This window comes from Allobosea sp. P4_C6 (assembly GCF_056402015.1).
In genome coordinates this window covers 23976-37452 of the sequence record NZ_JBFUIF010000014.1, presented here as the reverse complement: position 1 = coordinate 37452, position 13477 = coordinate 23976, and the positions used below count along the sequence as shown (strand labels likewise).

10 protein-coding genes and 1 other annotated feature are annotated in these 13477 nt (G+C 66.9%); of the genes, 5 read left to right on the top strand and 5 right to left on the bottom strand.

Going from position 1 to position 13477, the window contains the following annotated elements; translation table 11 throughout:
• The first annotated feature begins 47 nt into the window (after window positions 1–47).
• A complete protein-coding gene (gene lysA / locus AC1DVA_RS12395) occupies window positions 48–1337 on the top strand; it encodes a diaminopimelate decarboxylase (protein WP_476806070.1) in 1290 nt (429 codons plus the stop codon).
• Window positions 1338–1559: 222 nt separating this feature from the next.
• On the top strand, window positions 1560–4325 hold the full coding sequence (locus AC1DVA_RS12390; protein ID WP_476806069.1) for a TIGR02302 family protein: 2766 nt from the start codon (window positions 1560–1562) through the stop codon (window positions 4323–4325).
• Window positions 4326–4468: 143 nt separating this feature from the next.
• On the opposite strand, the gene yddG is transcribed toward AC1DVA_RS12390, so the two are convergent.
• A complete protein-coding gene (gene yddG, locus AC1DVA_RS12385) occupies window positions 4469–5326 on the bottom strand; it encodes an aromatic amino acid exporter YddG (RefSeq protein WP_476806068.1) in 858 nt (285 codons plus the stop codon).
• A 301-nt stretch (window positions 5327–5627) separates the two neighbouring features.
• Here yddG and AC1DVA_RS12380 point away from each other — a divergent pair, with 301 nt between their 5' ends.
• Both AC1DVA_RS12380 and AC1DVA_RS12375 read left to right on the top strand, forming a co-directional pair.
• Entirely contained in the window at window positions 5628–6815 is a 1188-nt protein-coding gene (locus AC1DVA_RS12380; RefSeq protein ID WP_442865033.1) for an MFS transporter, read from the top strand.
• Between the two features lie 342 nt (window positions 6816–7157).
• Window positions 7158–8396, top strand: coding sequence for an MFS transporter (locus AC1DVA_RS12375; protein WP_476806067.1), 1239 nt, complete (start codon window positions 7158–7160; stop codon window positions 8394–8396).
• 45 nt (window positions 8397–8441) lie between these two features.
• Here the strand turns inward: AC1DVA_RS12375 and phbB are convergent, their stop codons facing one another.
• From phbB to AC1DVA_RS12360, 3 genes are read right to left on the bottom strand one after another with little or no spacing between them, the layout of a single operon-like run.
• Entirely contained in the window at window positions 8442–9167 is a 726-nt protein-coding gene (phbB, locus tag AC1DVA_RS12370) for an acetoacetyl-CoA reductase (RefSeq protein ID WP_476806066.1), read from the bottom strand.
• 41 nt (window positions 9168–9208) lie between these two features.
• A complete protein-coding gene (locus tag AC1DVA_RS12365) occupies window positions 9209–9424 on the bottom strand; it encodes a DUF1737 domain-containing protein (protein ID WP_476806065.1) in 216 nt (71 codons plus the stop codon).
• A gap of 16 nt (window positions 9425–9440) precedes the next feature.
• Window positions 9441–10619, bottom strand: a complete 1179-nt coding sequence (locus tag AC1DVA_RS12360; protein WP_476806064.1) for an acetyl-CoA C-acetyltransferase — start codon at window positions 10617–10619, stop codon at window positions 9441–9443.
• A gap of 140 nt (window positions 10620–10759) precedes the next feature.
• On the opposite strand from AC1DVA_RS12360, the gene phaR reads away from it, so the two are divergent.
• Window positions 10760–11533 (top strand): polyhydroxyalkanoate synthesis repressor PhaR, encoded by a 774-nt coding sequence (phaR, locus tag AC1DVA_RS12355; protein ID WP_476806063.1) that lies wholly within the window; start codon window positions 10760–10762, stop codon window positions 11531–11533.
• A 131-nt stretch (window positions 11534–11664) separates the two neighbouring features.
• Here phaR and AC1DVA_RS12350 read toward each other — a convergent pair whose 3' ends face one another.
• The gene (locus AC1DVA_RS12350; protein ID WP_476806062.1) at window positions 11665–13140 is read right to left on the bottom strand and encodes a SulP family inorganic anion transporter; all 1476 of its coding nucleotides are present in this window, start codon (window positions 13138–13140) and stop codon (window positions 11665–11667) included.
• A 102-nt stretch (window positions 13141–13242) separates the two neighbouring features.
• Window positions 13243–13298: a sequence feature (sul1 is cis-regulatory element that is thought to sense ions involved in sulfur or methionine metabolism; They are found in Alphaproteobacteria), on the bottom strand.
• Window positions 13299–13477: the final 179 nt, after the last annotated feature.

Here is a 13477-nt window from a genome sequence, read left to right as displayed (position 1 = left end):
GAGAATGACGACGGGGTCCCCGCATTTATCATTGCGAGCTCAAGTCCATGCATCATTTCGCCTATCGCGACGGCTCGCTCCATGCCGAGGGCGTCGATCTCCAGCGCATCGCGGCCGAAGTCGGCACGCCGGTCTATGTCTATTCGACGTCGACGATCGAGCGGCACTACAAGCTGTTCGAAGCCGCGGTGAAAAAGACCGCGCCGGCCGGCAAGACCCATGTCTTCTACGCCATGAAGGCGAACGGCAATCTCGGTGTGCTCAGGACGCTGGGCGCGCTCGGCGCCGGCATCGACACCGTCTCGGAAGGCGAGGTGCGCAAGGCGCTCGCCGCCGGCATCCCGCCCGAGAAGATCGTGTTCTCGGGCGTCGGCAAGAGCGAGCAGGAATTGCGCTTCGCCGTCGAGGCCGGAATCTACCAGGTCAATATCGAGAGCGAGAGCGAGCTCGACCTGCTGTCCAGGGTTTCGGCTTCGCTGGGCAAGCGGCAGGAGGCGGTGTTCCGGGTCAATCCCGATATCGGCGCCGGCGGCCATGCCAAGATCACCACCGGCTCCTCCGAGAACAAGTTCGGCGTCTCCTTCGAGGAGGTTGGGCGGCTTTACGCCCGGGCGGCCAACATGCCGGGCGTGCGGATCATGGGGCTCGCGGTCCATATCGGCAGCCAGATTCGCGAGATTGACGCCTTCGAGGCGGCCTATGGCAAGATGGTCGCGCTGGTCGGTTCGCTGAAGGGCGAGGGCCACCGCGTCGACCGGCTCGATCTCGGCGGCGGGCTCGGCATCCCCTACGACATCCCCAAGACCTTCGACTACGGGCCGGGGCTGATCGACGCCTATGCCGAGATGGTCGCCAAGCTGACCAGGGGGCTCGATGTCGAGCTCGGCTTCGAGCCGGGCCGGCTCATCGTCGGCAATGCCGGCATCCTGCTGACGCGGGTGCTGCATCTCAATCAGCGCCCGACCAAGCAGTTCCTCGTCGTCGATGCGGCGATGAACGATCTGGTGCGGCCAGCGATGTACGAGGCCTATCACGAGATCTGGCCGGTGACGGAGCCGGCGATCGGCGGGCCCGAGGTGGCCTATGACGTGGTCGGTCCGATCTGCGAATCGGGCGACACCTTCACCACCGGCCGTGTCCTGTCGCAGCTCGGGCAGAACGACCTCGTCGCCTTCATGACCGCCGGTGCCTACGGCGCCTCGATGTCCTCGACCTACAACCAGCGCCTGCTGGTGGCCGAGGTCATGGTCAAGGGCGACGACTACGCCGTGACGCGCCCGCGCCAGAGCTATGAGGAGCTCATCGGCACGGACCGCCTGCCGGGCTGGTTCGCGTAGATTCCAGCGTCATTCTGGGGCTTGACCCGAGAATCTCATGGCCAGCGGGCTCTGGTCGCGGAGATGCTCGGGTCAAGTCCGAGCATGACGGGGCTCTCTCCGTTCACGAAACGTCGAGCTTGTTGCAAAGGCCGTCTTCGCGCTGGCAATGCCACATTCCCGTGCTAGCCTGACCGGGTCAGGCGAGATCGGACAGGAATGGGGGCGGCCCGGAGCGATGGCATGAGCGAGGCAGAGCGCCGCAAGGCGCCCGATACGATCGACGGCATCCGGCAGCGGCTCCGCCGTCTCGCGCTGGCTTCGCGTGCTTCGCTCGGCTGGGAACGGCTGTGGCCGCGGCTCTGGCTGACGCTCGCCGTCATTCTAGCCTTCCTCGCTGTGTCCTGGTTCGGCTTGTGGACGCATCTGCCGTGGTATGGGCGGATCGTCGGCGTTCTGGTCTTTGCGGGCGCGCTGATCGGCAGCCTCTGGCATGTCGCCCGGCTAGTCCTGCCGACGCATCGCGATGCGCTGACGAGGCTGGATCGTTCCTTCGCCGGCGGGCATCGCCCGGCCTCGGCGCTGGAGGACAACCTCTCCATCGGCTCGGCCGATCCCGTCTCGCAGGCCCTGTGGAAGCTGCATGTCGAGCGCCAGAGCCGCCAGGTCGCGGCTCTGCGGGTCGCGCCGCCGCAGCCTTTGATGGCCGGGCATGACAAGCGCGCGTTGCGCGCCGTGCCGCTGCTCGCCGCCGTAACCGCCTTCTTCGTCGCGGGCCCTGAAGCGACGCAGCGCCTCTCCGCCGCCTTCGACTGGAAGGGGCCGCCCGGCAGCGCACCCGCGACCCGCATCGACGCCTGGATCGACCCGCCGGCCTATACCCGCCTGCCGCCGATCCTGATCGATTTCGCCAAGCTGGCGAGCCCCAATCTCCACGCGCCCGAGAAGTCGATCATCGTCGTTCGCATCGCGGGCAAGACCAGCATGGACGTCGCCACGACCGGGCGGCTCGAACTGGTCAAGCCGGAGGCCAAGGAGGGCGAGGGCAAGGATGCCGCCGCCAAGAATGCCGCTGCCAAGGACGCCGCCCCCGCGAGGCCGGCACAGCCGGCGGGGCCGCAGCAGGCGGTGCTGGAGAAGCGCTTCACGCTGGCCGGCAACGGCACGCTGAAACTCACCGGCAGCGGTGCTCCCGGCACGACGCTGAACATCACGGCCATCGCCGACCAGCCGCCGACCATCGCCTTCACCGATCCGCCGAAGCCGGTGACGGGCGCGCAGTCCGGCGGGCTCGGCATCACCTACAAAGCCAGGGACGATTACGGCATCGCCTCGATCGAGGCGACCGTCTCTCGTCCCGATCCGGCTGCGGGCGGGCGCTCGCTGGTCGAGCCGCCGAAGCAGAACCTCGCCGTGCCGTCCTCCTCCGCGGGCGACGAGGAGCTGAAGAGCACGGTCGATTTCTCCGCCCATCCCTGGGCCGGCGCCAAGGTCCGCATGGTCCTGATCGCCAGGGACGAGGCCGGGCAGGAGGGCCGCAGCGAGCCGGTCGAGGTCGTGCTGCCGCAGCGCACCTTCACCAAGCCGATCGCCAAGGCGCTGGTCGAGCAGCGGCGCAAGCTCGTCATGAATGTCGAGGACCGCACCAAGGTCCAGTTCGCCATGGATGCGCTGCTGATCGAGCCCGATCTCTTCATGAAGGAGACCGGCGTCTATCTGGGCATGCGCATGCTGGGCGAGCGGCTGCGCCGGGCCGGCGGCGACGACGAATTGCGCGAAGTCTCCGAGCTGATGTGGGCGATGGCGCTGCAGCTCGAGGACGGCGACATGTCCGATGCAGAGCGGGCGCTCAGGCAGGCGCAGGAGAACCTGCAGCAGGCGCTGGAGCGCGGCGCTTCCGAGGAGGAGATCAAGAAGCTCACCGACGAGATGCGCCGGGCGATGAACAATTTCATGCGCCAGCTCGCCGAGCAGATGATGCGCCAGCAGCAGCAGAACGGCGAGCAGAACCAGGCACAGCTGCCCGAGAACTTCCGCACGGTGACGCCGCGCGACCTGCAGAACATGCTCGACCGCATCGAGGAGCTCTCCAAGCGCGGCGACATGGCCGAGGCGCAGCGCCTGATGGAACAGCTCAACCAGATGCTCAACAATCTGCAGATGGCACGGCCCGGCCAGCGCGATCCGCGCCAGAACCAGATGAACCAGGCGCTCGGCGATCTCGACCGGATGACGCGCGAGCAGCAGAACCTGCGCGACGAGAATTATCAGAACGAGCAGCGCCGGCAGGGACAGACCCAGCGGGGCCAGCGCCCGGGCCAGCAGCAGGCGCGGCCGGGCCAGCGCGGCCAGCAAGGGCAGCAGGGCCAGCGCGGTCAACAGGGACAGCGCGGCCAGCAGCCTGGACAACAGCCGGGCGAGCAGGGTGAGGACGGCGAAGGCGGCGAAGGCGGCGAGGGCATGCAGGGCCAGAACGGCCAGGGGCAGGGCGGGCAGGGGCTCTCCCAGCGCCAGCAGGCCCTGCGCGAACGGCTGCAGGATCTCCAGCGCCGGATGCGCGGCATGGGCGCGCCGCAGAATGGCGAGCTCGGCGAGGCCGAGGACGCGATGCGCGAGGCGGAAGGGCAGCTCGGCCAGGGCCAGGGCGAGGAAGCGCTGGACGCTCAGGGCAGGGCGCTCGACGCGCTGCGCCGCGGCGGCCAGAATCTCGCCCAGCAGATGCAGCAGGGCCAGCCCGGCGAAGGCGAGGGCGAGGGGCAGGCTTATGGCGAGCCGGACGGGCGCCCCGCCGGCCGGCCTTCGGCACAGCAGCGCGGCAGCGAGGATCCGCTCGGCCGGCCGCAGCGCCAGCGCGACTGGGCCGATGGCCGCGTGCGCGTGCCCGGCGCCGACGAGAGCGCGACCCAGCGGGCGCGGCGCATCCTCGAAGAGCTGCGCAAGCGCCTCGGAGACCCGCTGCGGCCATCGGAAGAGCTGGATTATCTGGAGCGGCTGCTCAGGCGGAATTGAGGGAGCAGCGCGCGGTCATGCCTGGGTCCCGGGGCGTCATTCTCGGGCGAGGCTAAGCTTCGACCAGAGAATCTCTTGCAGAATGAGGAGCGGGAGCTTCCGCGTCACGAGATGCTCGGGTCAAGCCCGAGCATGACGCCCATCTAAGCCTTCCGCCCACTCGCGCTCGCCACCAGCGCGCCGAAGACGATGAGCGCGCAGGAGGCGGCAAGCAGCCAGCTTGCCTCGGCATAGCAGAAGAGCACGAGGACCAGCGTCGAGAGCACCGGCGCGGCGTAGGAGGCGACGCCGAGCAGGGCGACGTCGCCCTGCTTCATGCCGACATCCCAGACGACGAAGGCGAGGCCGATCGAGCCCAGGCCGAGGCCGAGCACGCCCGCCCATTCGATCGATGTCAGCGACCAGAGCGTCGTCTCGAAGGCGAAATGGCAGGCGAGCGCCGGCACAGCGCAGCCGAGCATGGTGATGCAGAGGCTTTCCGAAGGCACGTTGGCGAAGCGGCGGGACATCACCGAATAGCTCGCCCAGACGAGGGCGCCGAGCGCGGCCAGCATATGCCCGAGCGCGAGGCCGCCGCCGGTTCGGAGCCCGCTTGAAACCAGCAGGCCCGTCGCGACGAGTCCGATCAATGCGCCCACGAGATGGCGTGGCTTCAATCTGCCGCCCGGCAGCAGCGCGGCGAAGAGCACGATCAGCAGCGGCCAGAGATAGTGGATCAGGTTGGCCTCGGCCGGCGGTGCCGTCTTCACGGCGGCGTAGTAGAGGGCGGTGTCGCCGAACGGGCCGTAGAGCCCGAGCGCGAAGGAGGCCGGCGTCGGTTTGATGCGGGAGAGCTGTCCGCGCAGCGCCGTGATCGCCAGGATCAATAGCCCGCCGATGACGAAGGTCATGGCGACGAGCTGGAAGGGCGGCACGCGGCCCGACATCGCCGTGAACAGCGCGAGCGTCGACCAGAGCAGGATCGCGCAGAAGCCGATGAGGGTCGCGGTGCGGGAGGTCATAGCGGCTCGGCGATGTCGGAATTCCGCGGCGATAGCAGGTTTCGCGGGGCTTGCCGATATTGGAGGCGGTCTTTCCGATTGACCTCTGTCGTCATTCTCGGGCGGAGCGAAGCGCCGACCCGAGAATCTCGAGACAGGCAGCTATCAGAACCTCCTTCTGCACGAGATGCTCGGGTCAAGCCCGAGCATGACGGCTGCTGTTGCGTCGCAGCACGGCTTCCCGGCGATAGGCGCCATGCTCCGGGCAGCGTTGACCGCGCGCGCAAGGCGGCTCATTGCCTGCTTTATGACCACGATCCCGATGCAATCCGTCGCCCGTCGTCCGCTGATGCCGGTTCTGGCCGCGCTGAGCCTGGCACATCTGCTGAACGACCTCGTTCAGTCGATGATCCCGGCGCTCTATCCGCTGATCAAGGAGACGTATCAGCTCGATTTCGTGCAGATCGGCCTGATTACGCTCGCTTTCCAGGTGACGTCGTCGCTGCTGCAGCCGCTGCTCGGCTACGTCACCGACCGCCGGCCCTGGCCTTATGCGATGGTCGCCGGCATGTGCGCCACGCTGTCGGGGCTGCTGCTGCTCTCCTTTGCCCATAGCTACGGCGTCGTGCTGATCGGGGCGGCGATGATCGGGCTCGGCTCCGCCGTGTTCCACCCCGAGGCGACGCGGATGGCACGCCACGCCGCGGCCGGGCGGCAGGGACTGGCGCAGGGCGTCTTCCAGGTCGGTGGCCATATCGGCTATGCGATCGGCCCGCTGCTGGCGGCGCTGATCGTCGTGCCGCGCGGGCAGGAAAGCCTGTCTTGGTTCTCCGGCGTGGTGCTGGTGGCGATGCTGGTGATGGGCTGGCTCGGCTCGCGCTATTCGGCGATGCGCCGCGAGCAGAAAGCGTCCCCGGTGCATGCCGAGGAGGTCGCGAGCCATGGCTTGCCGCATGGACGCGTGCTGCTGGCGATGGCGGTTCTGGTCGTCCTGCTGATCTCGAAGAACGGCTATACCGCCGCCTTCACCTCCTACTACACCTTCTACCTGATCGAGCGCTTCGGCGTCGAATTGCAGCTCTCGCAGATCATGCTGTTCCTCTATCTCGTCGTCGGGGCGCTCGGCGTTATCCTCGGCGGCATGATCGGCGACCGCATCGGCCGCGACCGGGTGATCTGGCTCTCTATCCTGGGCTCGCTGCCCTTCGCCCTGATGCTGCCCTATGCCGACCTGTTCTGGACCGGCGTGCTCAGCGTCATCATCAGCTTCGTCATGGCGAGCGCCTTTTCGGCGATCCTGATCTACGCGATCGACCTCGTGCCGCATCGCGTCGGCTTGGTCGGCGGGCTGTTCTACGGGCTGTCCTTCGGGCTCGGCGGCATCGCGGCGGCGGGCATCGGCGCGCTCGCCGACCAGATCGGCATCATCCAGGTCTTCAAGATCTGCGCCTGGCTGCCGGCTGTCGGCCTGCTGACCTTCCTGCTGCCGAAGGGCGCGCGACAGAGTTGAGCCGGACCCTGTTGTCTTGAGACGGAACCTCTCGGTCATTCCGGGGCGGCCTGAAAGGCCGAGCCCGGAACCAAAAACCGATGCCGTCCATCATGAACCGGTTTCTTCCGGCGCCTCTAACGATCGAGGACATCGGTTCTGGGTTCCGGGTTCAGGCCTGCAGCCTGTCCCGGAATGACGGCGAGGTTCCGTCTATAAGCAGCACGTCCCAGGCCCTTCACCTCGCATTCTTCGAGGCCGCCGGCGATCACCGGCGGCCTCGACGCATTGAGCCCACATTCGGGCGCTAGCCCTCTCCGCTCTCCGGCCGAACGCTTTCGGCTGCTGCTGAGAGGTTGGCCGATGCTGGTTCAGATCGGAACGCTGATTGCCGCGACGAGTCTGGTGCAGCTCGCGAACGGCTTCTTCAACACCTTCCTGTCCTTGCGCCTGACGCTCGAGGATTTCGGCCCGGCCGCGACGGGCATCGTGCTCAGCGCCTATTTCGTCGGCTTCACAATCGGCGCCGTGTCGAGCGGCGGGGTGATCCAGCGCGTCGGGCATATCCGCGCCTACACGGCCTTCGCCGGGCTCGTCGTCGTCGCGACCGCGCTGATGCCGCTCTGGACCTCGGCGCTGGTCTGGGCTGCCTGCCGGGCGGTGATCGGCATCGGCTGCGTCGGGCTGTTCGTGACGACGGAGAGCTGGCTCAATGCCAAGGCCGTGCCGGACCAGCGCGGCCGCGTCTTCTCCACCTATATGGTCGGGACGTTCCTGGCGCTCGCGATCGGCCAGCTCGCCGTCGCCCGGCTCTCGATCCAGTCTGCCGGCGCGTTCCAGATCATCATCGCGCTGTTCGCGCTGGCGCTGATCATGGTCAGCACGACGCGGGCGGAGGCGCCGGGCCTCGCGCCGGAGGCGACTTTGCGCTACGGCGAATTATCGCGCCAGGCGCCGCTCTCGGTCGTCGGCTGCGTGGTCAGCGGCGTCATCACCAGCGCCTTCTACGCGCTGGTGCCGGCCTGGATGCTCAGCAACGGCATTCCGCAACAGACGATCGCTCTGTTCATGCTGGTCGCGGTGCTGGGCGGGCTCGCCTTCCAGGTGCCGGTCGGGCGCTTGTCGGATCGCAACGACCGCCGGCTCGTGCTAGCCGGCCTCGCGGTCGGCTATGCCGCGGCCGTGATCCTGCTGGTGGCGATGCCGCGCTCGCTGATGGCGGTGCTGCCGGTCGCGGCGCTGCTCGGCGGCTTCATGTCGACGCTCTATCCGGTCTGCGTCGCCCATGCGCTCGACCGGATGCCGGCGGATCGCGTGGTGGCGGTAAGCGGTCGCCTGATCCTGGTCAGCGGCTTCGGCTCGGCGCTCGGCCCGCTGGTCGGCGCCGGCATCATGGCGCGCTTCGACATCGACGGGCTGCTGTATTTCATGGCCGCGATCGCTATCGCATTGGCGGCGGTCGCCGGCCTGCGCATGCGCATGCGCGCGCCGCCGGACAAGGTCGAGCGGCCCTTCGAGGTCATCGATCCGATGAATCCGTCGATCTCGCAGGAGCCGGAGGCGACCGGGAGCGACGGCACGCCGCGCCCCGTCATGGCCTGAGCGGGGAAGGCCGCCGCCCCGCAGTGGAGCGGCGGATCCAGGCGATCAGGCCAGGTACTGGCCGCCATTGGCCGAGATGGTCGAGCCAGTGATGAAGCCCGCATCGTCGCTGGCCAGAAACACCACCGCCCGCGCGATTTCCGCGGGCTCGCCGAGGCGCCCGACCGGGATATGCGGCAGGATCGACTTCTCGATCACGGCCGAATCGATCGCCTTGACCATCTCGGTCGCGATGTAGCCGGGGCAGATCGCGTTCACCGTGATGCCGGCACGCGCGCCCTCCTGTGCCAGTGCCTTGACGAAGCCGATGTCGCCGGCCTTGGCGGCGGAGTAGTTGACCTGGCCCATCTGGCCCTTCTGGCCGTTGATCGACGAGATGCAGATGACGCGGCCGAACTTGCGCGCGCGCATGCCTTCCCAGACCGGGCGGGTCATGTTGAAGAGCGAGTTGAGGTTGGTGTTGATGACGGCGTCCCACTGCTCCTTGGTCATCTTGTGGAACATGCCGTCGCGCGTGATGCCGGCGTTGTTGACGAGCACGTCGACCGGCCCAAGGTCGGCCTCGACCTTGGCGATACCGGCGACGCAGGACTCGTAGTCCGAGACGTCCCATTTATAGGTCTTGATGCCGGTCTCGGCGGTGAACTTGGCCGCGGCCTCGTCATTGCCGGCATAGCTCGCCGCGACGTTGTAGCCGGCCGCCTTCAGGCCCTTCGAGATCGCCTCGCCGATGCCCCGCGAGCCGCCCGTAACCAATGCCACCTTCGCCATAGACCCATCTCCCTCTGGATAATCCCTGCGGCTTGTCGCCGTTATTGTTCAGATAGTTTCAGTTTGGGCGAATAAGCTTCGTCCACGTCCTTGATGATGGCCTGGCCGCAGATGACGCGGCCTTGCGCCGCGTCGAAGGTGAGCGACGGCGGGCCGTAGAGCGACCAGCCGCGGCTCAGCGCCTCGCTGACCCGATGACAGAACGAGGCGTCATCGGGTCCGGTCAGGTAGCGATAGAGCGTGGTGCGCTTCGCCATCGGAGAGGCGCTTCACTCAGCGCTCCACCGCCATGGCGACGCCCATGCCGCCGCCGATGCAGAGGGTGGCGAGGCCCTTCTTGGCGTCGCGCTTGGCCATCTCGTGCAGCAGCGTGACCAGCACCCGGGCGCCCGAGGCACCGATCGGGTGGCCGATCGCGATGGCGCCGCCGTTGACGTTGACGATGTCGGGGTTCCAGCCGAGGTCCTTGTTGACCGCCAGCGCCTGCGCGGCGAAGGCCTCGTTGGCCTCGACGAGATCGAGATCGCCGACCTTCCAGCCGGCCTTCTCGAGCGCCTTGCGGGTCGAGGGGATCGGGCCGGTGCCCATGATCGCGGGGTCGACGCCGGCCGTCGCCCAGGAGGCGATGCGGGCGAGCGGGGTGAGGCCGCGGCGGGCGGCTTCCTTGGCGGTCATGACGACGAGCGCGGCGGCGCCGTCATTCAGGCCCGAGGCGTTTCCGGCCGTCACCGTGCCATCCTTGGAGAAGGCGGGGCGGAGCTTGGCCATGGCCTCGATCGTCGCGCCGTGGCGCGGGTACTCGTCGCTATCGACGATGATGTCGCCCTTGCGCGAGGCGATCGTCACCGGGACGATCTCGTCCTTGAAGCGGCCGGCCTTCTGCGCGGCCTCGGCCTTGTTCTGCGAGCCGACGGCGAAGCGGTCCTGCTCCTCGCGGCTGATCTGGTACTTGGTCGCGACGTTCTCGGCCGTCGTGCCCATGTGGTAGCCGTGGAAGGCGTCCCAGAGCCCGTCCTTGATCATGGTGTCGACGAACTTGGTGTCGCCCATCTTGGTGCCGTTGCGCAGATGCGAGGCATGCGGGGCGAGCGACATCGATTCCATGCCGCCGGCGACGATGATGTCGGCATCGCCATTGGCGATCTGCTGCAGGCCGATGGCGACGGTGCGCAGGCCCGAGCCGCAGAGCTGGTTGAGGCCCCAGGCGGTCTTCTCCTGCGGGATGCCGGCAGCCATGGCGGCCTGGCGGGCCGGGTTCTGGCCCTGGCCTGCGGCGAGCACCTGGCCCATGACCAGCTCGTCGACCTCGGCACCGTCGACCTTGGCGCGCCGCAGCGCTTCCTTGATGGCGATGGCGCCAAGCTCGTGGGCGGGAGTGTTGGCGAAGGCGCCGTTGAAGGCGCCAACCGCCGTGCGCGCTGCGCTGACGATCACGATATCCGAGTCTGCCATGAGAGAGGTCCTCGCTTTGTTGTTACTGCCGCCGCACCGCTCCCGCCGGTTCAGCCGCTCATCGCCACCTTCGAAGTCCGCCGCGACGCCGTCAAGACGGGCGGGCAGCGATTTCCGGGATTGAAGCGGGACACGGAGCTGTGGGCAACGCCGGAAGGCAGGGGCCGCATCTCAATTTCGACAGATTTTTGCACTGCGCGCTCAAAGAGCTTGCGGTGCAGCACCGAGAGGCTATCGTCATGACAGGGAGACCGCTCCGCCGAGCACGCCGGGATCACCAGTGGCCGCGGATCAACGTCAAGAAGGATCTGATGGCCACCGATAAAGAACCGACCGTCATCAAGAAATACGCCAACCGGCGTCTCTACCACACGGGCACCAGTTCCTACGTCACTCTCGAGGATCTCGCCGGCCTGGTACGTGGCGGCGAAGATTTCGTGGTCTACGACGCGAAGTCCGGAGAGGACATCACGCGCTCGGTGCTGGCACAGATCATCTTCGACGAGGAAGCAAAGGACGGCCAGAATCTGCTGCCGATCGCTTTCCTGCGCCAGCTCATCCGGTTCTACGGCGACAGCATGCAGGCGCTGGTGCCGCGATACCTCGAATTCTCTATGGAGAATCTGACCAAGGACCAGAACAAGTTCCGCGACCAGATGGCCAAGGCCTTCGGCGGCACGCCGTTCGGAGGCAACGCGCTCGACGCCATCCAGGCGCAGACGCGGGCGAACATGCAGATGTTCACCGAGGCCTTCCGGCTGTTCAACCCCTTCACGGCGGTGGCCCAGGCCCGGCAGGATGCGGCCGAAGGCGCCAAGCCTGCCGCCCAGGCGGGAAGCGGCGACCTCGGCGACCTCAAGCGCGAGCTCAACGAGATGCGCGAGCGCCTGGACAAGCTCTCCCGCACGCGCTGAGCCGATCCCGACGATTCCAAAGCCGCGCCCTCGCAGGAGAGGGCGCGGCTTTTTTATTGGCTACCGGGGATCGAGGCGCTCCGTTGCAGCGGGGCCGAACTGCAAGCCGCCGGGACTGGTCCGGGGGCGGATCAATGGCCGGGAGCGAGCTTGGTCCCTTCCTTGTCATGCACAGCGAGACGCTCGACCATGGTTGCCGTAGCGTTGTTCATTCCGACGGTATCGACCGCGACGTCGTGGTGACGGAACTTCAGCACAACCCGATCGAGAGCGTGGATCGCGCTGATGTCCCAGAAATGCGCGGCGCTGAGATCGATCACGACGCGTCGGACCTCCTCCTGCCGAAAATCGAACGCCGAGTGGAAAGCCTCCGCCGTCGCGAAGAAGATCTGCCCCGTCACGCGATAGACCGTGGTGTCCCCTTGCCGATCGGCTTCGACGGCGAAGAAGTGCGTCACCTTATGGGCAAAGAACAGTCCGCTGAGGATCACGCCGAACAGAACGCCCTTCGCCAGATCATGTGTCCAGACGACGACGGCGACCGTGCCGAGCATGACGAAGCTGGAGCTCTTCGGATGCACCAGAAGAGACCGTAGGGATCGCCACTGGAACGTGTTGATCGAAACCATGACCATCACCGCGACGAGCGCCGCCATTGGAATCTGCGCGACATAGCGACCGAGCACGACGATCAGGAAGAGCAGGAAGGCGCCGGCCCACAGGGTCGAGAGCCGGCCACGCCCGCCGGACGAGACGTTGATGACCGACTGGCCGATCATGGCGCACCCCGCCATGCCTCCGAACAGACCGGCGACGATGTTCGCGGCGCCCTGGCCGGCGCATTCCCGGTTCTTGTCGGAGGTCGTGTCGGTCATCTCGTCAACGATCGCAGCCGTCATCAGGCTCTCCAGGAGACCGACCATAGCCAGGGTCAGCGCATAAGGCGTGATGATCTGAAGCGTCTCGAAGGTGAGCGGCACCTGTGGAATCGCGAAGAATGGCGGTTCGCTGGGCAACGCGCCCATGTCGCCGACCGTGCGGATATCGAAGCCGAAATACATCGACACGGCGGTGAGCAGAACGATGGTCACCAGCGCGGATGGAACGGCTTTCGTGATCCGCGGCAGGAGATAGATCATCGCGAGGCCGATACCCGTCATCGCATAGACAGTCGGTCCTCGGCCGATCAGTTCCGGCATCTGCGCGAGGAAGATCAGGATCGCAAGCGCATTGACGAAGCCGGTCACGACCGAACGCGAAACGAAGCGCATGAGGTTTCCGAGCTTCAGGACACTGGCAACAATCTGGAAGAAGCCCGTCAGGATTGTTGCGGCGAAGAGGTACTGCACGCCGTGCTGCTTGACCAATGTGACCATGACCAGCGCCATGGCGCCGGTCGCGGCCGAGATCATCGCCGGCCGCCCACCCGCGAACGCCGAGACGACGGCGATGCAGAAGGAGGCGTAAAGACCGATCTTCGGATCGACCCCGGCGATGATCGAAAACGCGATCGCCTCGGGAATCAAAGCGAGCGCGACGACCGTACCGGCCAGCAGCTCACGCGTGACGTTGGGCGCCCATTCGTTGCGAAGATGAGAGATTGCCATAGTGAAGAATGAAGCCTTCGAGGCCCCGCCGGCAGGTGTGGCGGCCGAGGCGCGCAAACTCGGAAGTCCGGCGGAGGCCGAGACCGAAACTGTCCGTGATTGCGTTGTCCGGCGGATCGGCGGCCGGAAGAGCCACCCGGGATTTCACCGGGTCCGAGGTTTATGGCCCATCCTTTAAACCGTCTCGATATTGCGGCGCAACAGACATTGCAGGCAATACGCCCGCCGAAAGCGCCTCTGCGCACTCATCCGAGGTCTGTAACAGGCCTTGGGTGACGTAGCGATTCCGCTCCCGAACCGTGGATGTGTTAGACAATTCCGGCCAGCCACCGGGTAT